The organism is Methylophaga sp. F-2, from assembly GCF_056859315.1.
In genome coordinates this window covers 51,152-73,829 of sequence record NZ_JBSXOF010000013.1, presented here as the reverse complement: position 1 = coordinate 73,829, position 22,678 = coordinate 51,152, and the positions used below count along the sequence as shown (strand labels likewise).

Here is a 22,678-nt window from a genome sequence, read left to right as displayed (position 1 = left end):
TTGGCGTAGCTTTTAAAAAAACTACAAAACTCATTTTGACGTTAGCATGTAAATACTAAGCGTCAGATCTTCTAGTGACCTAACGTAAGTACCCACACAAATTACTTGATACTATTTTGTTAAAGAGCGTTTGTTGCTGATGTTTCCTGCAACAAAGAAGCGAGAATTATACAGCTCTCTGCCAGACTGTCAACTTAATTTTTTACATTTTTAAAACTGTAAACCTTAAGCCAAATGCCAATTCAACTAGCCTTTTCGGGCTCCCTCATCAGCAAGAGAGGCGCATTCTACAGCGTATTGACGCAGCGTCAACAGGAAGATTTTCCCTTTTAGACTTTTTATTACCTAGCTGTTTGAATCTATATGTTTTTTTATTTTCTTAAATTCAAATAGCTGTGAAAACATTCATTTTCTAGCTGCTTGAATGCTGCTTGTTCCGGTCAGAAAATCTTGTTATCGTCGTATTTGATTGTACTAAACAAATCAAAACTGACTTTCTGAGCGAATTCGATACTGGAGTTCGGCTCATTCCAAACTTACTTTAGAATGACCCAAGCAATTTTTTTCTTACCGGCTTGTATTAGATATTTGCCTGCGCCGAGCTGTAAACTAGGCTCAACTATATCCCACTCCACTTTCACACGCCCATTGTTAAGCATATCTTTCGCTTGGGCTGAATTGGCAACCAGGTTGGCTTTATTTATAACAGCACCGATGGCTAGCTCAGTTTGTCCGTCCAATGAAATTTCGATTTCAGGTGTCCCCTCTGGCACTTCACCGTCAGTGATAACATTGCCAGCCCCCTTATGAGCAGTGGCTGCGGCTTCTTCACCATGAAAGCGAGCGACTATTTCTCTTGCCAGCTCAATTTTGACATCACGGGGGTTAGCTCCGTTGTCTACGCTAGCCTTCAGGTTTTCAATTTCTTTTATTGATTTAAATGACAGTAGCTCATACCAGCGCCACATCAGTGAGTCAGGGATAGAGACTATTTTTTGAAACATAGTACCTGGTGCTTCGGTAATGCCCACATAGTTTCCTAGAGACTTAGACATTTTCTTGATGCCATCCAAGCCTTCTAATAATGGTGTCATGATAACGACTTGTGAGTCTTGTCCTTCGGCCTTTTGTAATTCACGCCCCATTAATAGGTTAAATTTCTGATCTGTCCCGCCAAGTTCAACATCAGCTTTTAACGCAACAGAGTCATAACCCTGTACTAAAGGGTAAAGAAATTCGTGAATTGAAATTGATTGATTCGCTTTAAAGCGTTTTTTGAAATCATCTCGTTCTAACATCCGAGCCACACTTAACTTTCCTGCTAACTTAATCATGAAGTCAGCACCTTTTTCTTTAAACCACTCGGAATTAAAACGTATTTCTGTTTTGGTCGGGTCTAGAATTTTAAAGACTTGTTCTTTATAAGTTTTAGCGTTCTCTTCAATTTCTTCGGCAGTGAGTGGCGGACGAGTAGCACTTTTCCCCGTTGGGTCGCCAATAAGCCCGGTAAAGTCACCAATCAAAAAGATGACGGTGTGTCCCATCTGTTGAAATTGACGCATTTTATTGAGAAGTACGGTATGTCCAAGATGCAAATCAGGTGCAGTGGGATCAAAACCTGCCTTTATCCTTAACGGTTTTCCTGTGGAGAGTTTTTCAATAAGCTCGCTTTCAACTAAAATTTCTTCCGCACCACGACGAATCTCAAGCATCGCCTCATCTACAGGGATCATTTACAGCACTCCAAGTTCTTGTGTTTTAAGTGGTCGGCAATATTATCACAACAGACATAAAATAAGGGGTTCCAATTCTGATCATTTATTGAGAGAATTAGGAGAATTTATAATTTTACCAAGAGTTTGCATATGAAACGTAATAGACTTTTGAACTCCCCAGCAAAGTCAAAACTGTTCTCAAGTGAAAAAAAGTTCTATGGCAAACGTCATCATTACATAGCCTTATCAATTGCAAGCGTGATCGGTGTATTTGTCACCAGCATGGTTCTGGCGACCAGCACCCCAGTTAGCACTGATACTAAATCGCAAACAATTAACCTTCCAGGCCAGATTGGTGCTGAACATACGGCAAACTCTGATGATTCATCAAAACAGTCTGTTCAATTAAGTCTGGCAACACCTGAACAACCAACTGTCAATAATCCACAAACTGAATTAGTTGATATTCCTGACTCTAGCGATCTTGGTGTTGCAGAATCTGCACAGCTTGAACGCATTAATTTAGAAGAATCTCAACAGGAAGAACAGTCTGTATCAGCTACTACAGATGAAAGAGTTAATATGGCAGCCTCGACTGAAGAAGCGGTTGATCCTTCCATAGCAGAATGGAAGCAAGTGACCGTTAAGTCTGGTGACAATCTATCACTCATTTTTCCTAAAGTGGGTTTATCAGCACGCGATGTCTATAACGTTGCACAAACTGGAAAATCTATTAAACCTTTACTCAATCTTAAACCAGGTCAGGAATTACACTTCGGCCTAACTAAAGATGAAGAAGGACAAACCCAACTTAAGCAACTTGATCTGATTTTTAGTCCTATCAAAAAATTAGAATTAGTGGCCACTCAAGATGGCTATAAGGCTGAAATACTTACAAAAGAAACCGATAAACGCCAAAAACAAATATTTGGTGAAATTGAATCGTCATTATTCGGTTCAGGTTTACAGGCGGGTCTATCAGATAAACTCGTGATGGAATTAGCCCATATTTTTGGTTGGGATATCGACTTTGCTCTTGACTTGCGTCAGGGAGATAGTTTCAAAGTGATTTTCGAAGAAGATTATCTTGATGGGAAAAAATTTGATGACGGCGATATCTTAGCCGCAGAATTTACAAACCGAGGCAAAACATTCCGAGCTGTTCGTTACACAGACAGCGAAGGCAATACACATTACTTTACTCCTCAGGGTGAAAGTATGAGAAAAACCTTCACCAGAACACCCGTGCACTTTAGCCGTATCAGTTCTGTCTTTAATCCTAATAGAAAACATCCAGTATTAAAAACAAACAGACCGCATCGTGGTGTTGATTATGCTGCACCGACAGGCACCCCTATCTTGGCAACAGGTGATGGCAAGGTCGATTTTATTGGAAATAAAGGTGGTTATGGTCGTGTAATTATCTTATCTCACGGCGGTAAATACACAACACTATACGGCCACATGTCAAAATTCAAATCAGGTTTAAAACGAGGCCAACGTGTTAAACAAGGACAAGTCATTGGTTATGTCGGTATGAGTGGTCTGGCTACAGGTCCACATTTACATTATGAATTCCGTATCAATGGTGTTCACCATAATCCATTAACCGTGGCGCTGCCAAAAGCTGAACCGCTGAACGCAAAATACATGGCAGATTTCAAACAAAAGTCTCAACCACTGCTTGTGCAACTGGATTCATTAAAAGTCCCAACATTGGCACTTAACCAAAACTAAAATATATGAGTCTATATATTGGTGTGATGTCTGGCACCAGTCTTGATGGTATTGATGTATCTATCACTGACTTCAATGATCAGCAGATACGTTTGATTGCTGCTGAGACTTACCCATTCAGTAATCAGTTAAGAAGAGATCTGCATCAACTAATTAGTTCAGCCAGAACTCACTTACAACAATTGGGGCAAATTGATATTGCCTTAGGCCATGAATATAGCCAGGCAATCAATCAGCTTCTGAATGAAACACAAATCGCTGCAAACAGTATTACAGCGATAGGCTGTCATGGACAGACTATTTTCCATGCACCAGAAGCTCAATATCCATTTAGTATGCAAATAGGCAATGCAAATGTTATTGCTGAGAAAACAGGGATAACGACTGTCGCAGACTTCCGTCAACGGGACATCGTTCTTGGTGGTCAGGGAGCACCATTAGTTCCAGCATTTCACCAAGCACTTTTTCACTCTGATGATGAAAACAGAGTCATTGCAAACATCGGGGGTATTGGTAATATCACCATTTTGCCAAAAGATAAAAATAAAGCCGTTTCTGGCTTTGATACAGGCCCCGGAAACGTACTGATGGATGAATGGTATCAGCAACACCACTTGGCATTATATGATGCTAATGGCGACTGGGCTCGAGACGGTATCATTGATGAACAACTGTTGGAAACGCTGATGGCAGATAGTTTTTTTCAACAGTCCATACCCAAAAGTACAGGTCGAGAATACTTCAATTTAAAATGGCTGAGCAATATTCTGGCTAATATTGATAAACCTATTCCAGCGAAAGATATTCAAAAGACCTTATTGGAAATGACAGCTCGTTCAATAAGTGATGCCATCATTAATTATGCTGATAATACGGATGCCGTCTTTGTCTGTGGCGGTGGCTCACATAATCAAGTTTTGATGGATGCCTTACGCAAGAACCTATCAGGTGTCAGAGTCGATACAACATCCAGTCTAGGCCTTGCACCCGACTGGGTTGAAGCATGTGCCTTTGCTTGGTTAGCCATGCGAACGCTGTCTCATGCTTCAGGTAACTTGCCTGCCGTCACTGGTGCAGAAAAGTTAAGTCTTCTTGGCGCAATCTACCCATCTAACATCGCTTCATAAGCTGTCAGAGACATTAGTGTTTCAGGCAAATGAGTTATGTCACTCACATTCATCTGGCATAACCAGCCAGTATCAAATGGATCTTGGTTAATTAATTGTGGTGTATCTGTTAATGGCAGATTGACTGCAGTTACTACGCCAGTCAGCAGAGAATAAAACTCTGTCGCTGACTTCATTGATTCAATAACAAATAAGCTATCGCCTATATAGTAATTTTGCCCAATTACCGGTAAATGTACATGAGTAATATCGCCAAGTTGATCCTGCAAAAACTCACTGATCCCCAGTCTTAGTTCATTTCCGCCATCGAGTGGAGTCAACCATATATGCTGTGATGAGAAAAAGCGTTGATTAACATCGACCATACAAACTGTTCAGCGATTTTAACCTTTGTGAAATTTCGGGACTAAACATATCCCAATTAAACTGCCAAAGCCAGTTACCCATCATTGTTCCTGGTACATTCATTCTATGTTTACCATCTAGGGACAGGATATCTTGCAATGGTAAGATCGCTAACTCTGATACCGAACGTAAGGCAGAGCGAATCAGTAGCCATGGCATAGACTCTGTTGTTTCCCCAAAGTAGGCCTGAATATGAGCTTTAGTGTGCTCATCAAGCTGCTGATACCAGCCCAGAGTGGTATTGTTATCATGTGTGCCAGTATAAGTCACACTGTCTTCACATTGCTGGTGTGGCAGATAGGGATTTGAAGCATCACCACCAAAGGCAAATTGAAGAATTTTCATGCCTGGCATTCCATATTTTTCCCGAAGCTTAGTTACTTCTTCGGTAATAATGCCTAAATCTTCCGCGACTAAAGGTAGCTCACCAAAATAGTCTAATAATTCATCAAATAGCTGCTCACCGGGTGCAGGCTTCCATTCACCATCTACTGCCGTTTCACATATTGCAGGAATTTCCCAACAAGCCTCAAATCCTCTGAAATGATCAATTCTGATTAAGTCAAAAAGTGCGAGCTGTGTTTTTAAGCGCCGTTTCCACCAATCAAAATTCTGTTGAATGTGATGTTGCCATTCATACAATGGATTACCCCAGCGCTGGCCTGTTTCAGAAAAATAATCAGGGGGAACCCCTGCAACCCGGGTAGAAGCACCTTGCTCATCCAAGGTAAATAATAATGGCTCTGCCCAAACATCAGCACTATCATGGGCTACAAAGATAGGCATATCGCCAAATAACTTCACACCTTTCTTATTCGCATATTCTCGTAGTTGCTGCCACTGAGTGAAAAACACATATTGCTCGAAGCGACGAATCATCAATGCTTCATCGCGTTCCTGTGTTACTTTATTTAACGCGTCAGGGTGCCGTTCACGGAGTTCATGTGGCCAGTCAAACCAGGCGCGAGCCTGATTGAGATGACGAATTTCACGAAACAGCACATAGTCATCAAGCCAATACTGCTGTTCACTACAAAACGAAATAAACTGCTGCTTATCTTCCTCAGTAGCATTTTTCAGAAACTGACGATATGCCGTAGCCATTAAGCGCGACATTTTGGCGTCATTTAGTTTTGTCGGTTCCGCCCAGCTTTGCGATTTTAATGTCTCACGGCAAATAAACCGGTTATTACCCGCATGAGCAGACAAACACTGATATGGTGAGCCATCTTCGTGCGTTGGGCCAAGTGGTAACATCTGCCAGACAGTGCCGCCAGAAGCACAGAGAAAATCAATGAATTTAAAGGCATCTGCTCCGAGATTACCAGAAGGTAAACTCGTTATATGTAAAAGGATGCCGCTTCGGCGCTTATTGAATACTTTTGCTTGATTCACTAGTTAACTTCCACGCCTCATTGTTCCCGACTGTTCCACACCAGCGCCACCATGAGAAACTACTTCAGATAATTTTTGCGGGACAACCTCACCTAACATTTGATACAGGTTAGACAAATGCAGACGATACAAACGCTCAAAATCACTCACACTATCAGCTGAGTTATAGTCGCCAAACCACCAGAACCAGTCTGAGCCTTCACAAATGGCTAGTTGCCTTTCAAGTGCCAGTTGCATTTCTGGCTCAAACTCTTTGCTTGCCATCACCTTATCAAAGGTTTTTTTCGCATCACTCAATAAGTCCCAGGCTCGGTTCTTGTCTTTATCGCCTATCCAGGTGGAGTAAGAACCATAAACCCAGCTCCCACCGACCATTTTAGGCAACTCGGCAGCTTGAACCCCATTCTCAAGACATTCAGTGAATGTGGTAAGTTCGATATCAGGATGCTCAGACAAGGTTCGATACAAACTCTGTAGAAAATAATAGCCATTGTATGAGTAATATTCCCAGGCATTTTCTCCATCCAAAATCACAGAAATGACCCGGTCATCATCCCCCTCGGTATTGGCTTTAATATTGAGGATATGATGGACGAAATCATTGACAGCATCATCAGCCCCCCATTTTGTATAGGTAAAACCAATCATATCCGAGAGACCGTCGTCTCTGTAAAAGCAGACCGGTGACGTGCCAGGTAATTTATATGGTTTATGAATGCTTGCGTCAGTCATGCCAGAAAGTTTTAAACTATTTCTGAGCACATTTTCACCTGTGGCAGCCCATGTGAAGCCATGTTTAGCAATCAGTTTTAATGCCGCTTCTGAAACAGCACCTTCTGAAGGCCAACAGCCTTTAGGTGTAAAACCAAAAAAGGATTTAAAGACTTTTATCCCCTCTTCCATATGCCAGTGGGCACGCTGCTCTCCTCCCGGGTAATGGGTTTCAAGCGGTAGTTCAGCATCAGGCATCGCCTCATGAGCTGAATTGATATCAAGTAATAACGGGATGATGGGATGTGCATATGGCGTCACTGATAACTCAACACGTCCTGTTTCAGCAAGGCGGCGATAACGCGGTATCAAATCTTTTAACAGCTCACCAATAACAATCATCAACTGACGCCTGTCATGAAATGTGTAATGTCTGCCTTTTTTCATTAAAGCCTGAATGCGGACATCGCTGCGTCTGACTGACTCAGCCATCCAGACTAAGTGATACCAGACCAGCATATCGATCATAAACTGATCATTCACATAATTGAGACGCTCAGGGTCGTTGAGAAGCCAACGCGCCATTTTGACAAGTTTGGCGAAATGCGGAAATGGCTGGATTAATTTTTCATCATTTGCGCGTAAACAGGCATTAATTAATGTTTTACGCTCTTCGGCGTGAACTGGCTGCACAGGAGAATCGAGGGCAATCAGTAGTGGATCTTTTAACCTACCAGTACCTTTAAATCGCCCTTGCAACTGCTCATCATAGTCAGCAAGTTGCTCCAATAATGTCGGCGCAAAATTGACGACAGCTTTAGCACCAGCCACATTCTCCAAGTGCCACGCCATATCGACGTAATCCTTAATGGCATGAAGATATGTCCATGGCAACTGATACAGTCCGCCCATAGGCTCACTGTATTGAGGCTGGTGCATATGCCAGCAAAGTACCACTTTTATTTTATCTGACATAACGATAATTTTGTCCTAACATTTCAGGTGTGACTAAAACCACGCCGTTTGGAGAGACGTAATAACGTTTTGCATCTTGTTCCGGATCTTCACCAATCACCGTACCTTCTGGAATAACGCAGCCTTTATCAATAACCACACGTTTAAGTACTGAGTGACGACCAATTGTCACATCTGGTAAAACGACGCTGTCTTCAACCAATGAGTAACTGTGTACCTCAACATTCGAAAATAAAACAGAGTGGCGCACAGTCGAGCCAGAAATGATACAACCTCCAGATACCATTGAATCGACAGCCATCCCTCTTCGGTCATCGTCATCAAACACAAATTTAGCCGGTGGCTGTTGCGCCTGATGTGTCCAGATAGGCCAATCATCGTCATACAGGTTCAACTCAGGTGTCACACCAATCAGTTCCAGGTTGGCAGACCAAAAAGCATCAATAGTCCCTACATCACGCCAATAGCCCGGGTCATTGCCCTGCACATCTTTATATGGAAAAGCAACGACTTTATAGTTTTTAATCAGATTGGGAATAATATCGTGCCCAAAATCATGAGTCGAAGTGCGTGTATCGGCATCCTTGATTAACTGTTCATATAAAAATGCGGCATTAAAAACATAAATGCCCATCGAAGCCAGCGCCACATCTTCGCGGCCCAAAATAGGGGTTGGTTCATCAGGTTTTTCATTAAACGCCACGATGCGTCTGTTTGCATCTACCGACATCACTCCCAGTGACTTGGCTTCTTCAATCGGTACTTCAATGCAGCCAATTGTCATATCCGCGTTTTGAGCAACATGCTCAGCTAGCATATCACCATAATCCATTTTATAAATATGATCACCGGCCAGTATCAGAACATATTCCGGACCATGGTTTCTCAGGATATCGATATTTTGATAGACCGCATCAGCCGTGCCGGCATACCAGCCTCTCTCATTACGCTGTGATGCTGGTAGTAATTCGACAAATTCACCCAGTGCGCCTCGCATAAAGCCCCACCCCTGCTGAACATGCCTGATTAAAGAGTGAGCCTTGTACTGAGTGAGAATTCCCACACGCCGAATACCTGAGTTAACACAATTAGACAGAGGAAAATCAATAATTCTGAACTTACCACCAAATGGTACGGCGGGTTTAGCACGCCAATCCGTCAGTTGTTTAAGCCGAGAACCACGACCGCCGGCTAAAATTAAAGCCAAGGTATCACGGGTAAGACGACTGACAAAACGGGTACTATTGTTTTCACTCATAGATGAATTCTCCGGCAAAAAACCTATTATTTGTGCTGTAATATTGTTAGCCTGCCATAAGCAAGCATTGAACAGCAATTAAAATTTACAGGACAGTATGACGATGATTTTTGACAACAATTTGAATGAAGACATCATTAAAATTATAGAAGCTCGTCATCATGACCCATTTAGCGTGCTGGGCCTTCATCAGAATGCCGGTCAAGCTGAAATCCGCGCTTTTTTACCAGATACAGAAACCGCTACTATTGACGGCAAACTCCCAATGCAACGCGTTGAAGGTAGTGATTTTTTTGTTTGGAAAGGTCCTCAGGAAAAAATTACTTGGCCTTATAAAATACATCGTCACTGCCATAACGGTGAGCAAGTGGCTTACCATGATCCCTACAGTATCATGCCGCAAATATCAGACTATGACCTTCACCTTTTTTCTGAAGGTAAGCATTGGCATGCCTATAAAATTCTGGGTGCGCACTACTACGAAGTTGAAGGGATTAAAGGCACCTTATTCGCCACATGGGCCCCAGGTGCGGAACGTGTAAGTGTTGTCGGTAATTTCAACCAATGGGATGGTCGACGCCATCCTATGAGAGTAAGAGGAGCAACCGGTGTATGGGAAATTTTTATTCCTGAACTCATGCCGGGTGAACTCTATAAGTTTGAAATTAGGAGTCGCCAAGGTGGCTCACTGCACCTGAAAATGGATCCTTATGGACAACAATGTGAATTAAGACCCGGCACCGCCTCCATCATTACCCACCCAAGCAAACACCAATGGAGTGATGAGGAATGGCTTACAACCCGAGAACGAAGTAACTGGCTCCACACCCCCCATTCCATCTACGAAGTCCATCTCGGTTCATGGAAACGCCATCAGGATGGAGGTTTTTACAACTATCGTGAGTTAGCCGACGAGCTTGTGCCGTATGTCAACGAGATGGGGTTTACTCATATTGAATTGTTACCGATTACCGAACATCCTTTGGATATCTCATGGGGTTATCAAACTACCGGCTACTTTGCGCCAACCAGTCGCTTCGGCAGCCCCGATGACTTCCGCTATTTTGTCGATCAATGTCACCAACACGATATTGGCGTGATCTTAGACTGGGTTCCGGGCCACTTTCCTAAAGACTCGCATGGACTTGCTAAATTTGATGGGACAGCATTGTATGAACATGCAGATCCCCGACGCGGCGAACACCAGGATTGGGGCACACTTATCTTTAACTATGGCAGAAAAGAAGTATTTAACTTCTTATTATCGAGTGCTTTTTACTGGTTGGAAGAATTCCATATCGATGGGCTTCGTGTCGATGCAGTAGCCTCTATGTTGTATCTGGATTATTCAAGAAAAGAAGGAGAGTGGCTTCCAAACCAATATGGTGGCCGTGAAAACCTCGAAGTTATCGAGTTTTTCAAACACGTTAACAGCGTATTACACAGTGAGCACCCTGGTTGTATTATCACGGCTGAAGAGTCTACCTCCTACCCAATGATTTCTCGGCCAACAGATATCGGTGGTCTCGGTTTTTCTATGAAATGGAATATGGGCTGGATGCACGATATTTTAGAATATATGCAACAAGATCCCATTCATCGTCGCTATCATCACGATGATCTGACCTTTGGCCTGCTCTACGCATTCACAGAAAACTTTGTTTTACCTTTCTCTCATGATGAAGTTGTGCATGGCAAACGTCCGATGATCTACAAAATGCCGGGTGATGAATGGCAACGCTTTGCTAACTTACGCATGCTCTATACCTTCATGTTCAGCTATCCAGGCAAAAAACTGCTGTTTATGGGATGTGAATTTGGTCAGGGCAGCGAATGGAACTGTGAAAAAGATTTGGATTGGTATGTACTTGATTATCCAGTACATCAGGGACTGAAAAAACTGGTGGCGGATCTCAACAATACTTATAAAAGTCTGCCAGCATTGTATAAACACGAATTTGAATCACAAGGCTTTGAATGGATTGATTGTAATGACAGGGAACATTCCATTCTGAGTTATTTACGCAAAAATAATGAAGAATTTATTATTGCTGTATTCAACTTTACACCCGTTCCACGAGACAACTACCGTCTCGGCGTACCTGAACTGGGTGATTACGAAATCATTATCAATTCAGACTCTGAGTATTACGCGGGTAGCAATTACCATAATCTGCCTGTTATCAGTGCTGAACAAACAGCGTGGTCAGACAGACCATATTCAATACAACTCAATCTACCGCCATTATCCGGGCTGATTTTGCAAAAGAAACATTGAACGAAAAGATAGGCTTATTCCTCCTGCTCTATCAGGAGGAATAAGCTATTGAGATTTACTTACTGTCTTAACTCGCGAATGAGTCTAATCAGATGTGTTGTTGAGCTGTCGTGAGCTGAAATCTCTGCATCATCTTTCAGTTCAGGAACAATCGCTTTAGCTAACTGTTTACCAAGTTCAACACCCCATTGGTCAAAAGAATTAATATTCCAGACCACACCTTGTACAAACACTTTATGTTCATACAATGCCACTAATTGTCCCAACATTTCTGGGGTAAGTTTAGGAAATAACAAGACGTTACTTGGTCGGTTTCCAGGGAAAACTTTATGAGGTAACAGCGCTTCAAGCTCTTTGCCTTCATAACCTTCTTTAACCAGCTCAGCACGCACTTCTTCAGCTGTTTTACCTTTCATTAGCGCTTCGGCTTGCGCCAGGCCATTTGCTAATAGAATAGACTGATGATCACATTCTGGATAATGACTATTCACCGGCAAGACAAAATCTACTGGGATTAACTGTGTACCTTGATGAATCAACTGAAAATAGGCATGTTGGCCATTAGTACCCGGTGTACCCCAAATAACAGGACCGGTTTTATAGTTGATACGTGCGCCAGAACGGTTAATAAATTTACCGTTACTTTCCATATCCAGCTGTTGCATATGGCTAGGGAAACGAGCGAGTGAGTGATCATAAGGTACAATCGCCTGGGTTTGTGAATTAAAGAAATTCACATACCAAATACCCAACATACCCATGATCACTGGGATATTTTCTTTCAATGGTTGCTGACGGAAATGGTTATCCATCTGATGACCACCATTAAGCAAACGCTCAAAATTATCCATACCAGTATATAGAGCGATCGGCAGACCAATGGCACTCCACAAGGAATAGCGGCCACCGACCCAGTCCCAGATTTCAAACATATTGGCAGTATCAATACCAAATTTAGCGACTTCATCAGCATTGGTTGAGACAGCAACAAAATGTTTTGCTACATCTTCTTGTTTACCTTGTTTCAAAAACCAATTACGTGCTGAGTGAGCATTTGTAATCGTTTCCTGAGTGGTGAAGGTTTTTGAGGCAACAACAAATAAGGTCGTTTCAGGGTTTAATTTTTCTAAGGTTGTGCTTAAATCTGTGCCATCAACATTAGACACAAAATGCACACCCATGCCATCAATACCATAAGGCTCAAGTGCATCACAAATCATGGCAGGCCCTAAATCGGAGCCGCCGATGCCGATATTAACAATGTCTGTAATCTTTTTACCTGAGAACCCTAACCACGTGCCACTATGTACCTGCTCACAAAAATTACGCATTTTATCAAGCACAGCGTTGACCATTGGCATAACATCTTTGCCGTCCACCATCACCGGTGTATTACTTCGATTTCGAAGCGCGGTGTGTAATACAGCCCGACCTTCTGTATGGTTTATGGCTTCACCTTTGAACATACGCTCAATCCAGTCCTGAATTTCAACGGCTTCAGCTAACTGGATTAACTTATCTACTGTTTCTTGAGTAATACGGTTTTTGGAATAGTCCAGTAACAAATCACCACTTTTGATAGAAAATCGTTCAAACCGGTTTGAGTCAAGCGCAAACTGCTCACGCATGGATACAAATTTCAGGTCAGAATAGTGTCTGACCAAAGACTGCCATTCAGGTATATTCAAAGGTGTCATAGTTCTTAGATTTCTTGTATTAGTTATAATTATTGACTGAGGAATGAAGGCAGTTCAGCCCATTTTATGGTCTGCTGCTCCCCTGTCGCCATGGTTTTAATACCGATTGTTTGGTTAGACACTTCTTCATCCCCCAGAATAAGTGTCCAACGAGCTCCACTTCGATCAGCGCGTTTGAATTGGCTTTTAAAACTACCACCACCGCAATGGCTTATCAACCTTATACCAGGAAGCTCATCACGTAAGCGTTCGGTTAATAACGCGGCCTGTGTCATGGCTTGTTCACCTACGGCGACTAAATACGCATCAGTTTGCTTTATTTCAGGTAGAGCGTCAGTTGCTTCAAGCAGAGCCACAAGGCGCTCTAAACCAATAGCAAACCCAATTGCTGTAGCCTCTTTGCCTCCCAGCTGAGCTACTAAGCCATCATAACGACCGCCTGCACAGACTGTACCTTGTGAGCCAAGCTGATCCGTAACCCATTCGAATACAGTTTTACCGTAATAATCCAAACCTCTGACCAGTCTTGGATTAATTTCATAGGCAATATCGACACTGTCGAGTATCTGACATAACTGTTCAAAATGTTGCTTAGATTCTTCATCCAGATAATCGATTAATTTGGGTGCAGCGTCATTGAGCGCTTGCATCTCTGGATTTTTACTATCCAGAATCCGCAGAGGATTCGAATGTAAACGGCGCTGACTATCATCATCAAGTTCTGACTGATGTTGTTCAAAGTAGGCAATTAATACTTCACGGTAGGCTAAGCGAGCTTCTGTGCTGCCTAATGAGTTTATCTGTAACGTTACACCTTTCAAGCCTAATGCTTTCCATAGCCTCGCCGTCAGCATAATCATCTCAGCATCGATATCAGGGCCATTAAACCCATAGGCTTCAACACCTATTTGATGGAACTGGCGATAACGGCCTTTTTGCGGACGTTCATGACGGAACATGGGACCCATATACCAGAGACGCTGTGTTTGATTGAGTAAACCGTTTTGCATGGCTGCACGAACACAGCCAGCCGTACCTTCCGGACGTAGCGTCAAACTCTCGCCATTGCGATCCTCAAAGGTATACATTTCTTTTTCGACGATATCAGTGACTTCACCGATGGAACGTTTAAAAAGCTCTGTTTTTTCAACAATTGGGAAACGAATTTCTTGATATCCATAACCAGCAAGAACATCTTTTAAGATAGTTTCTATCACTTGCCAGTATGGGGTTGCTTCAGGGAGAATATCGTTCATCCCCCTGATAGAGCGGATAATCTCTGCCACGTCTAACTAATATCCTTTATCGGTATTGTTTTAATATTACTTTGTTGTTGTTTTTGTATTTCAATACGCTTGCGTATTTGCTGCTCCAGCTCGTCCACCAAAGCCTCATTTTCTACTTTATGGTTTGGCTTTCCATCGACATAGAGCAAATTGGGTGTACCGCCTGTCAAACCAATGGCCGCTTCTTTCGCTTCACCTGGACCATTTACAACACAGCCAATAACAGCCACATCCATCGGCTCTGTAATATCTTCAAGTCTGGCTTCAAGAGCATTAACTGTAGAAATGACATCGAATTGCTGACGAGAGCATGAAGGACAGGCAATTAAGTTGATACCTTTACTACGAATTCGCAAGCTTTTTAAAATATCAAAGCCGACTTTGATTTCTTCTACAGGATCTGCAGCAAGTGAAACACGAATGGTATCGCCAATGCCTTCAGATAGTAGCATTCCCAGGCCTATCGCTGACTTGACTGAACCAGAACGCAAACCACCGGCTTCCGTGATCCCTAAATGCAGTGGTTGTTCAATCTGCTGAGCAAGTTTTCTGTATGCATGCACTGTCATAAACACATCAGATGCTTTTAGACTGACTTTAAAATCGGGATAGTTCAACCTATCCAGAATATCAATATGTCTCAACGCCGATTCAACTAAAGCATCTGGAGTAGGCTCACCATATTTTTTCTGTAATTCTTTTTCTAAAGACCCCGCATTCACACCAATACGAATAGGAATGCCGTGATCACGTGCACTATCGACAACAGCACGGACACGTTCTTCCCGTCCGATATTACCCGGGTTAATTCGCAGACAATCGACACCAAGTTCCGCAACACGTAGCGCAATTTTGTAATCAAAATGGATATCAGCTACCAGCGGAATAGAGACTTGTTGTTTAATTTTACCGAAGGCTTCTGCAGCATCCATGGTAGGCACAGAAACACGCACAATATCAGCGCCTACATTTTGTAATGCCTTAATTTGAGCTACAGTGGCGGCGACATCAGTCGTCTCAGTATTTGTCATACTTTGAACTGCAACAGGTGCATCACCACCAACAGCAACATTACCGACCATTATCTGTCTGGATTTTCTCCGCTGAATATTGACTGTCGTATTTTCCATCATGACTGAGCTCCTAACGTCAGTTTTGCGACATTGCCCTGTGTGTATGGCGCCAGATCAACAGGTTTACTGTTGTAAGTAACATCAGCAAAATCTGCTTTACCTAATAAAATTTTTACTGGCAGTTCACTTTTTAACTCAACAGATTGTTTGGCTTTCATGACTTGGCTTAATAAGACATTCATCGCCGTATCAGTTACTTCAACCCAGCAGTCGCCACTAAAAGACATTTTGAGGATATTTTGTTGAGGTTCTGATGCTGATTCTGACGCCGTATTGGCCACATCAGCAATATCCGTATCCTCAGCTGAATCAACCGCACTGTTATCGGGTTCGACTGCACCAGCAGTGTCATCTTCTGGCATTAAGTCAGGCGAATCCGCTACCGGTTCATGACTAGTAACAGTCTCTTGATCAGCCGGTTTATCAAGTTCAGTTTTATCCGGAACTACTGAACCAACCTCATCCGCTTCGCTAGAGGTTGACGTTTGATTGGTTTGCCACTGTTGGTAAGCTGACCAAATAATAAAGGTGCCGGCAAGTAGAAAAATAATCATCAACCAGGGGAATGGTTTTTGTTCTACAGCGCCGAGAGTCTTAACCAGTCTTGGCTCATCATCAACCAGTAAATACTCGTCATTAAAGACAGCTAGCATTTCTTCCTGAGGTAAACCCAAAAATTTCACATAGCTGGCAAAATAGCCACGAGCATATGTCCGTCCATGCAGTTTATCCCACTGCTGATTTTCGAGATAAATAATAATATCTCTGGTTAAACGGAGCTGTGTTGCCACTTCTGCTACGGATAATTTTTTATTTTCACGTGCCTGCTGAAGACGTGCTCCAAGACTCGGGGTATTCGAAGTCACTACAAAATCGTCATTCAAATCACTCATCACTCAACAAGCCCTTGGTTAACAATACGCATCTCATCCGAATCAGGAAAACGAGAACGCAAAATAAGTTTATAGCTGGATACAGCGTTTTTATCAGCTAATTTAGTTTCAATTTTGATCCCCAACAAAAGGGCTTGTGGCGTCCAACTAGCCGCTTGCTGAAAGCGTTGAATATAGCCTCTGGCCTGTAAATAATTTTGTTGTTGATAACTGATAGAAGCCATTTTTAATAAGGACTTAGGTAATCTTGGCGCCATTTGTAATGCTTTACGGAAATAACCTTCCGCTCGATCTGTAGCCCCTGCTTTTTCCGTACAAAGCCCGGCATTTTCATAAGCCAGAGCAGCACTGGAGTACAGTGGATTTTCTAATGCCTTAAGAAAGCGTTTCTCAGCTTCATCATATCTAGACTGCTGACATAAAAAAACACCGTAGTTATTTTGTGCTTCTGAATAATCGGGTTCTAGTTGAACAGCCCTTTCGAAATGTTCTTCTGCTTTATCGTTCTCACCTAAGTACTGATAGAGAAGTGCAATCGTGTTATGCGCACTGGATAAATTAGGATTTTGCTTTAACGCTTTTTCTAATTTTTCCAAGGCAATTTTGTAATCACCACGCTGCATGTAATTCAAGCCAAGACGCATGTTAATGTCAGCAGCTTTTGCATCCTTTGCAACATATTCGCTTCTCGTACCACCGGTACTATTACACGCAGTGAGAACAAAAAACGCTATCAAAATTAAAGCAAAACTGACGCGATTACTCATCGATGAAACACAACCTCCTGAGCTCGCATACGTTCACTTCGACGTGACTTATCCTGTACTTCGCCAGCAAGCTGACCACAGGCAGCGACAATATCATCACCTCGAGTTTTTCTAACCGTAGCAACGAGACCTTGATCGATCAAATATTGCTGAAACCTGACAATCTGATTACGCGAAGAACATTTGTAATGTGTTCCAGGAAACGGATTAAAAGGGATCAAATTAATTTTGTTTGGTAAACCTTTTAAAAGTCGAACCAAGTCTTTTGCATCCTGGATGGAATCATTAATACCATCCAACATCACATATTCGACAGTAATATGACGTCGCTGCTGACCGACGACATAACGCTTGCAAGCCGCTAATAACTCTGCAATCGGGTACTTCTGGTTAATCGGAACAATTTGATTTCTTAACTCATCATTAGCCGCGTGTAATGAAATGGCCAAACTCACATGACAATCTTCGCGAAGTTTATCAATCATCGGTACTATTCCAGAGGTACTCAATGTCAATCGCCGCCATGAAATACCATAACCAAAATCATCACGCATCAAGTTCATAGCGGTGACAACATTACTATAGTTAGCCAACGGCTCCCCCATTCCCATCATCACCACATTGGTGACAACTCGGTTACCTTTGGGATCTTTACCTAAAGCTTCATTGGCAATCCATAACTGCGCAATGATTTCTGCAGCATCCAGATTGCGATTAAAACCTTGTTGGGCTGTTGAGCAAAATGTACAGGTCAACGCGCAGCCGACTTGAGAAGATACACATAAGGTTCCTCTCCCACTTTCGGGAATAAAAACCGTCTCGATAGCATTGCCACAGGAGAGTTTAATAATCCATTTACGTGTGCCATCCTGAGAGATATGTTCGTGCATCACTTCAGGCAATTTAATTTCAGCAACCGCCTGCAATTTTTCTCTTAGTGCTTTGCTCAGATTACTCATCTCAGCAAAGTCAGTGATCCGATATTTATGGATCCACTGTAAAAGCTGACGAGCACGGAAAGGTTTTTCGTCTAATTCGACGAAAAACGCTTCCAGACCATGCAGGTCTAATCCCAGAAGATTCGTGCGTTCAGTCATAAATTACTCTTAGCGTGTACGGGCGCAAACTTCATCATCAGCGAAGAAGTAAGACACTTCACGTGCAGCACTTTCAACTGAGTCAGAACCATGTACCGCATTTTCATCAATGCTTTGAGCGAAATCAGCACGAATTGTACCTGCAGCGGCTTCAGCTGGGTTTGTTGCACCCATCAGATCACGGTGAGTTAAAACCGCATTTTCACCTTCCAGTACTTGAACGATAACGGGTCCAGAAGTCATAAAGCTGACGAGGTCTTTGAAAAAAGGACGTTCTTTGTGTTCCGCGTAAAAGCCTTCCGCTTTTTCTTGTGACAGGTGCATCATTTTTGCAGCCACAATTTTTAAGCCTGCTTTTTCAAAGCGCGTGTAAATTTCACCAATGACATTTTTTGCAACAGCATCAGGTTTGATGATAGAAAGAGTGCGTTCAATCGCCATGTTATTCCTCTATATTTAATTTGAGTCAAGAAAATCCTGATATTCTAGCATTTCTCAGCCATCTAATATCAATGTTGTGAAACAAATCACGTTAAATCTGTTTTTACTTTGGATTTTATGGCAAAAGCATTACTATCAGATGACTATTTAGTAACCATAGGAAGCCATTTTGACTACCCAATCTGCATTTAAGCGCATCGGACTTTTTATTCGTAAAGACGACCCTGTTATGGAAAATGCGGTTGAGCAGGTAAACGAATTTCTGGCAACACGGGATTTAACCGTGGTGTGTAATGAGCCACTGTCATTTTTACCGTCACTGGATGTTATTTCAATTAAAGAATTCAAAACCCATTGTGACCTGACAATTGCGATTGGTGGTGATGGTACCCTGCTTTCTGCATCACGGGCACTGGCTGGCACAAATATGCCAGTGGTAGGTATCAATGTGGGTAGACTCGGTTTTCTGGCTGATGTCACATTAACGAATTTAGCACACCAACTTGATGCTATTCTTTGTGGCCACTACCGTGATGATAGACGTTTTTTACTCAACGCAACCATAAAAAATTCGACAAAAACACCCAGCATTGCCATGAATGATGTCGTCATTCATTCTCATCAGAATTTACATATGATTGAGTTTGAAACTCATATCAACGGCCGTTTTCTGAATAGTCAGCGTGCCGATGGGATTGTTGTCTCTACCCCAACAGGCTCAACAGCCTACGCCATGTCAGCAGGTGGGCCTATTCTTGATGTTGATCTGGATGTTGTCGTTTTAGCTTCAGTCTGTCCCCACACATTAAGTAACCGTCCTTTAGTCATTTCTGCCAATAATGTGATTGAAATTACATTAAGTGAAAACAACATCACTACAGCCATGGTGACGTGTGACGGACGTCCTGGGCTGGTTTTACAACCAGGCCAGACTGTTCGCATAGAAAAACACGAAAGTCGAATCAGACTATTGCATCTTGAAGATCACGACCATTATTCTATTCTCCGCGCCAAACTGGAATGGGGAAGAAAGTTAACATGCTAATCAGTCTGACTGTTAGGAATTTAGCCGTTGTAGAAGATCTCGCTCTGACATTTGAACCTGGTATGACATCGCTAACCGGTGAGACTGGTGCGGGTAAATCAATGCTGGTTGATGCACTTAGTCTGGTACTTGGTGACCGCGCAGATTCAAACATGATTCGCCATGGTGCCGAACGTGCTGAAATTGAAGCTGATTTTAATTTAGACAACAACACGACCCTGGCTAAATGGTTACAAGAAAATGAGCTAGACGAAGATGAACAATGTCATTTACGCCGTACGATAAGCCGTGACGGCCGCTCTAAGGGGTATATTAACGGTCGTGCGGTCCCGCTAGCCTTGTTGAAAGAAGTCAGTGAACGCAGTATTGATATTCATGGTCAACATGCACATCAATCATTAATTCGGCCACAAACACAACGAGAAATTTTAGACATTGTCGCAGACAATAAAGCCTTACTGAATAACTTAAAAACAGCCTATCGCGACTGGTCAGCATCTCAGCAAGAACTTGAGCTACTGCAAAGCCAGGCTGAAGAGCAAAAGGCAAAACAAGAATTACTGCAGTATCAGGTATCAGAGCTGGAAAGCTTTCAGTTAACACAAACGCATATTCAAGACCTTCTTCAGCAACAGAGTCAACTTGCCAATGCCTCCCAGCTCATTAGTGTGGCCGAAGCCGGTTTACATCGCATTTTTGATGAAGAACAAGCAGCGGCCTACGATATTATCAATCACACATTAAGTGAGCTCGAGAAACTACAAGATCTTGAACCACGCTTTGCCAGCGCCGTTGAAACGCTTAACGCCGCCATTATCAACCTCGATGAAACAGCAAATGACTTGCGGCATTATCTGGATCATATCGATCTTGATCCGGCTCGTTTGAACGCGATCGAAGATGAATTGTCACAACTTCACGATATTGCGCGTAAGCATCATGTCGAGGTTGAACAACTCCCCGCACTATATGAAGAATTAAGTACAGAGCTGGAAAGGCTTTCCAATAGTGAAGTCCATCTTGCCGAACTGCAGAAAGCCTTATCAAACAAAGAGGCAAATTGCCTTGCATTAAGCCGTGAAATACACGAAAAAAGAGTCAAATCAGCCAAACCACTAGCTAAACAGATTTCAGCATCAATCAAACAGCTGGCAATTCCTTCCGGCGAAATAGACATCGAAGTCGTTGCTAATAGTGATGAAAAATTCTCAGAACATGGTATGGACAGCGTTCGTATCCTAGTTAGAACGAACCCAGGACAACCATCAGGTGAGCTGGCAAAAGTAGCTTCCGGTGGTGAGCTGGCACGGATTAGTCTGGCAATTCAAGTTGTCACAGCAGGAAAACGCACTGTTCCAACCTTAATTTTTGATGAAGTTGATGTAGGCATAGGTGGAAGCGTTGCGGAAGTCGTTGGGCAACACCTAAGAAAACTGGCAACTACGCAGCAAGTCATCTGTATTACTCATTTACCTCAAGTCGCTGCGCAAGCGCATCATCAGCTACAAGTGAACAAGAAACATTTAGATGACAGCACGCACATTGTTGTTGATAAGCTCGACAGACAACAACGAATTGAAGAAATTGCCAGAATGTTAGGTGGCGTGAACCTGACCCAAAAAACACGCTCTCACGCAGAAGAAATGTTGGATCAGGCTCAACAATAAAAATAACCCAAAGCTATTGTTCTTTTTGACACAGACGACAAATGCCATAGATATACAAGCTATGGTCAGTCATCTCAAACCCTTTTTCTTTAGCAATAGCACGTTGACGTTGTTCAATCACTTCATCAACGAATTCTTCAATGCGATTACAGCGAACACATAAAAGATGGTCATGATGACTGCCATCTTGTAGTTCGAATACAGCATGTCCGCCTTCAATGCTCAGTCTTGAAACTAAGCCTGCACCTTCAAATTGTGTCAGCACACGATAAACCGTTGCTAAACCAATTTCTTCTCCCATATCCAGTAATGCCTTATAGACATCTTCCGCACTCATGTGACGTAATTCAGAGGTTTCCAGAATCTCCAAAACTTTTAGTCTTGGCAGCGTCACTTTTAATCCAGCTTTTCGTAAATCTTGTCTTTCCATTATTATTGTTGCCTCGTAGAAATGCTGCGAATAGAGTATCATCGCAGATTGGTAATTAACTACAGAAATTAATACTAAATGAAAAGCTCCGTTGTTTACAGCCTTTCCTTGGCAGTTCTTTTATCGTTGTCAGCTTGTAGCACTGATAAAATCCCCGGTGTTTACCGCATCGACATTCAGCAAGGTAATGATGTTACTCAAGAAATGCTCAATCAACTTGAACCTGGTATGACCAAAAATCAAGTTGCTTATGTCATGGGAACACCACTACTAATTGACACTTTTCATCCTAATCGTTGGGACTACCTCTACAGCTACCAACCTGGCGGTGAAGATCGTGAGCAGCGCAGAATTACACTTCACTTTGATGAGGCAGATAAGCTGATACGTATTGATGGTGATACTCGGACTGTGGCGAAAGCCGATTTACCTCAAGTAGAACGTCAGGATAAAAATGTTATTGTTCCTCTCACTGAGAAAAAATCAGGACTTTTCTCTAAAATGAAAAGCTTGGTAGGTCTGGGCGACGATGATGAAGATGTAGAAGTTATCGAAGGTACAAATCCTGCGAAGCCAGAAATTGATCAACAACAGGTTCCCGATACAGATATTCAATAAAAA

General features: G+C 42.5%; 19 protein-coding genes. 6 read left to right on the top strand and 13 right to left on the bottom strand.

Going from position 1 to position 22,678, the window contains the following annotated elements; all coding sequences use genetic code 11:
* Positions 1 to 536: 536 nt before the first annotated feature.
* Positions 537 to 1,733: a tyrosine--tRNA ligase gene (gene tyrS / locus AC13DA_RS02200; protein ID WP_284450597.1), complete on the bottom strand. Its 1,197-nt coding sequence runs from the start codon at positions 1,731 to 1,733 to the stop codon at positions 537 to 539.
* 132 nt (positions 1,734 to 1,865) lie between these two features.
* Here tyrS and AC13DA_RS02195 point away from each other — a divergent pair, with 132 nt between their 5' ends.
* Together AC13DA_RS02195 and AC13DA_RS02190 are read left to right on the top strand one after the other, a co-directional pair.
* Positions 1,866 to 3,452 (top strand): OapA family protein, encoded by a 1,587-nt coding sequence (locus AC13DA_RS02195; RefSeq protein WP_284450598.1) that lies wholly within the window; start codon positions 1,866 to 1,868, stop codon positions 3,450 to 3,452.
* A 5-nt stretch (positions 3,453 to 3,457) separates the two neighbouring features.
* Positions 3,458 to 4,579: an anhydro-N-acetylmuramic acid kinase gene (locus tag AC13DA_RS02190; protein WP_284450599.1), complete on the top strand. Its 1,122-nt coding sequence runs from the start codon at positions 3,458 to 3,460 to the stop codon at positions 4,577 to 4,579.
* Here the strand turns inward: AC13DA_RS02190 and AC13DA_RS02185 are convergent.
* Genes AC13DA_RS02185 through glgC form a run of 4 tightly spaced genes read right to left on the bottom strand, consistent with a single transcriptional unit; the run spans position 4,555 to position 9,323 of the window.
* Positions 4,555 to 4,944 (bottom strand): glycine cleavage system protein H, encoded by a 390-nt coding sequence (locus AC13DA_RS02185; protein ID WP_284450600.1) that lies wholly within the window; start codon positions 4,942 to 4,944, stop codon positions 4,555 to 4,557. The two genes, AC13DA_RS02190 and AC13DA_RS02185, sit on opposite strands and share 25 nt — an antisense overlap.
* Complete coding sequence (gene malQ / locus AC13DA_RS02180; RefSeq protein ID WP_284450601.1) at positions 4,931 to 6,379, bottom strand: 4-alpha-glucanotransferase; 1,449 nt, start codon at positions 6,377 to 6,379, stop codon at positions 4,931 to 4,933. The genes AC13DA_RS02185 and malQ overlap by 14 nt, the downstream gene beginning before the upstream one ends.
* A 3-nt stretch (positions 6,380 to 6,382) precedes the next feature.
* The gene (locus AC13DA_RS02175) at positions 6,383 to 8,065 is read right to left on the bottom strand and encodes a glycoside hydrolase family 57 protein (protein ID WP_273181091.1); all 1,683 of its coding nucleotides are present in this window, start codon (positions 8,063 to 8,065) and stop codon (positions 6,383 to 6,385) included.
* Positions 8,055 to 9,323: a glucose-1-phosphate adenylyltransferase gene (gene glgC / locus AC13DA_RS02170; protein WP_007146263.1), complete on the bottom strand. Its 1,269-nt coding sequence runs from the start codon at positions 9,321 to 9,323 to the stop codon at positions 8,055 to 8,057. Before glgC ends, AC13DA_RS02175 begins: the two co-directional genes overlap by 11 nt.
* 103 nt (positions 9,324 to 9,426) lie before the next feature.
* Here glgC and glgB point away from each other — a divergent pair, with 103 nt between their 5' ends.
* On the top strand, positions 9,427 to 11,601 hold the full coding sequence (gene glgB, locus AC13DA_RS02165; protein WP_413661952.1) for a 1,4-alpha-glucan branching protein GlgB: 2,175 nt from the start codon (positions 9,427 to 9,429) through the stop codon (positions 11,599 to 11,601).
* A gap of 59 nt (positions 11,602 to 11,660) precedes the next feature.
* Here the strand turns inward: glgB and pgi are convergent, their stop codons facing one another.
* From pgi to ndk, 7 genes are read right to left on the bottom strand one after another with little or no spacing between them, the layout of a single operon-like run.
* Entirely contained in the window at positions 11,661 to 13,298 is a 1,638-nt protein-coding gene (pgi, locus tag AC13DA_RS02160; RefSeq protein WP_284450603.1) for a glucose-6-phosphate isomerase, read from the bottom strand.
* Between the two features lie 29 nt (positions 13,299 to 13,327).
* Positions 13,328 to 14,584 carry a histidine--tRNA ligase gene (hisS, locus tag AC13DA_RS02155; protein WP_284450604.1) on the bottom strand — a complete coding sequence of 419 codons (1,257 nt, stop codon included), beginning with the start codon at positions 14,582 to 14,584 and terminating at the stop codon, positions 13,328 to 13,330.
* Between the two features lie 2 nt (positions 14,585 to 14,586).
* A complete protein-coding gene (gene ispG / locus AC13DA_RS02150) occupies positions 14,587 to 15,717 on the bottom strand; it encodes a flavodoxin-dependent (E)-4-hydroxy-3-methylbut-2-enyl-diphosphate synthase (RefSeq protein WP_007146267.1) in 1,131 nt (376 codons plus the stop codon).
* Complete coding sequence (locus AC13DA_RS02145; protein WP_284450605.1) at positions 15,714 to 16,610, bottom strand: RodZ domain-containing protein; 897 nt, start codon at positions 16,608 to 16,610, stop codon at positions 15,714 to 15,716. The genes ispG and AC13DA_RS02145 overlap by 4 nt, the downstream gene beginning before the upstream one ends.
* A complete protein-coding gene (pilW, locus tag AC13DA_RS02140) occupies positions 16,610 to 17,377 on the bottom strand; it encodes a type IV pilus biogenesis/stability protein PilW (protein WP_007146269.1) in 768 nt (255 codons plus the stop codon). The genes AC13DA_RS02145 and pilW overlap by 1 nt, the downstream gene beginning before the upstream one ends.
* Positions 17,374 to 18,474, bottom strand: coding sequence for a dual-specificity RNA methyltransferase RlmN (gene rlmN / locus AC13DA_RS02135; protein WP_273181106.1), 1,101 nt, complete (start codon positions 18,472 to 18,474; stop codon positions 17,374 to 17,376). Before rlmN ends, pilW begins: the two co-directional genes overlap by 4 nt.
* A 9-nt stretch (positions 18,475 to 18,483) precedes the next feature.
* On the bottom strand, positions 18,484 to 18,915 hold the full coding sequence (ndk, locus tag AC13DA_RS02130; RefSeq protein ID WP_273181108.1) for a nucleoside-diphosphate kinase: 432 nt from the start codon (positions 18,913 to 18,915) through the stop codon (positions 18,484 to 18,486).
* A 169-nt stretch (positions 18,916 to 19,084) separates the two neighbouring features.
* Between ndk and AC13DA_RS02125 the strand changes: the two genes are divergently transcribed.
* A complete protein-coding gene (locus AC13DA_RS02125) occupies positions 19,085 to 19,960 on the top strand; it encodes an NAD(+) kinase (RefSeq protein WP_007146272.1) in 876 nt (291 codons plus the stop codon).
* Positions 19,954 to 21,627, top strand: a complete 1,674-nt coding sequence (gene recN / locus AC13DA_RS02120) for a DNA repair protein RecN (RefSeq protein ID WP_284450606.1) — start codon at positions 19,954 to 19,956, stop codon at positions 21,625 to 21,627. The genes AC13DA_RS02125 and recN overlap by 7 nt, the downstream gene beginning before the upstream one ends.
* 13 nt (positions 21,628 to 21,640) lie before the next feature.
* Here the strand turns inward: recN and fur are convergent, their stop codons facing one another.
* On the bottom strand, positions 21,641 to 22,057 hold the full coding sequence (gene fur, locus AC13DA_RS02115) for a ferric iron uptake transcriptional regulator (protein WP_007146274.1): 417 nt from the start codon (positions 22,055 to 22,057) through the stop codon (positions 21,641 to 21,643).
* A 78-nt stretch (positions 22,058 to 22,135) separates the two neighbouring features.
* Here fur and AC13DA_RS02110 point away from each other — a divergent pair, with 78 nt between their 5' ends.
* Positions 22,136 to 22,675 (top strand): outer membrane protein assembly factor BamE, encoded by a 540-nt coding sequence (locus tag AC13DA_RS02110; RefSeq protein ID WP_284450607.1) that lies wholly within the window; start codon positions 22,136 to 22,138, stop codon positions 22,673 to 22,675.
* The last annotated feature ends 3 nt before the right edge of the window (positions 22,676 to 22,678 follow it).

Excerpts from the sequence above, each read along its gene's own strand:
- glgB (WP_413661952.1), top strand. The coding sequence starts at position 9,427 with ATGATTTTTGACAACAATTTGAATGAAGACATCATTAAAATTATAGAA.
- recN (WP_284450606.1), top strand. The coding sequence starts at position 19,954 with ATGCTAATCAGTCTGACTGTTAGGAATTTAGCCGTTGTAGAAGATCTC.
- ndk (WP_273181108.1), bottom strand. The coding sequence starts at position 18,915 with ATGGCGATTGAACGCACTCTTTCTATCATCAAACCTGATGCTGTTGCA.
- pgi (WP_284450603.1), bottom strand. The coding sequence starts at position 13,298 with ATGACACCTTTGAATATACCTGAATGGCAGTCTTTGGTCAGACACTAT.
- AC13DA_RS02145 (WP_284450605.1), bottom strand. The coding sequence starts at position 16,610 with ATGAGTGATTTGAATGACGATTTTGTAGTGACTTCGAATACCCCGAGT.
- glgC (WP_007146263.1), bottom strand. The coding sequence starts at position 9,323 with ATGAGTGAAAACAATAGTACCCGTTTTGTCAGTCGTCTTACCCGTGAT.
- pilW (WP_007146269.1), bottom strand. The coding sequence starts at position 17,377 with ATGAGTAATCGCGTCAGTTTTGCTTTAATTTTGATAGCGTTTTTTGTT.
- AC13DA_RS02195 (WP_284450598.1), top strand. The coding sequence starts at position 1,866 with ATGAAACGTAATAGACTTTTGAACTCCCCAGCAAAGTCAAAACTGTTC.
- AC13DA_RS02190 (WP_284450599.1), top strand. The coding sequence starts at position 3,458 with ATGAGTCTATATATTGGTGTGATGTCTGGCACCAGTCTTGATGGTATT.
- rlmN (WP_273181106.1), bottom strand. The coding sequence starts at position 18,474 with ATGACTGAACGCACGAATCTTCTGGGATTAGACCTGCATGGTCTGGAA.
- AC13DA_RS02175 (WP_273181091.1), bottom strand. The coding sequence starts at position 8,065 with ATGTCAGATAAAATAAAAGTGGTACTTTGCTGGCATATGCACCAGCCT.
- AC13DA_RS02110 (WP_284450607.1), top strand. The coding sequence starts at position 22,136 with ATGAAAAGCTCCGTTGTTTACAGCCTTTCCTTGGCAGTTCTTTTATCG.
- ispG (WP_007146267.1), bottom strand. The coding sequence starts at position 15,717 with ATGATGGAAAATACGACAGTCAATATTCAGCGGAGAAAATCCAGACAG.
- tyrS (WP_284450597.1), bottom strand. The coding sequence starts at position 1,733 with ATGATCCCTGTAGATGAGGCGATGCTTGAGATTCGTCGTGGTGCGGAA.
- fur (WP_007146274.1), bottom strand. The coding sequence starts at position 22,057 with ATGGAAAGACAAGATTTACGAAAAGCTGGATTAAAAGTGACGCTGCCA.
- AC13DA_RS02185 (WP_284450600.1), bottom strand. The coding sequence starts at position 4,944 with ATGGTCGATGTTAATCAACGCTTTTTCTCATCACAGCATATATGGTTG.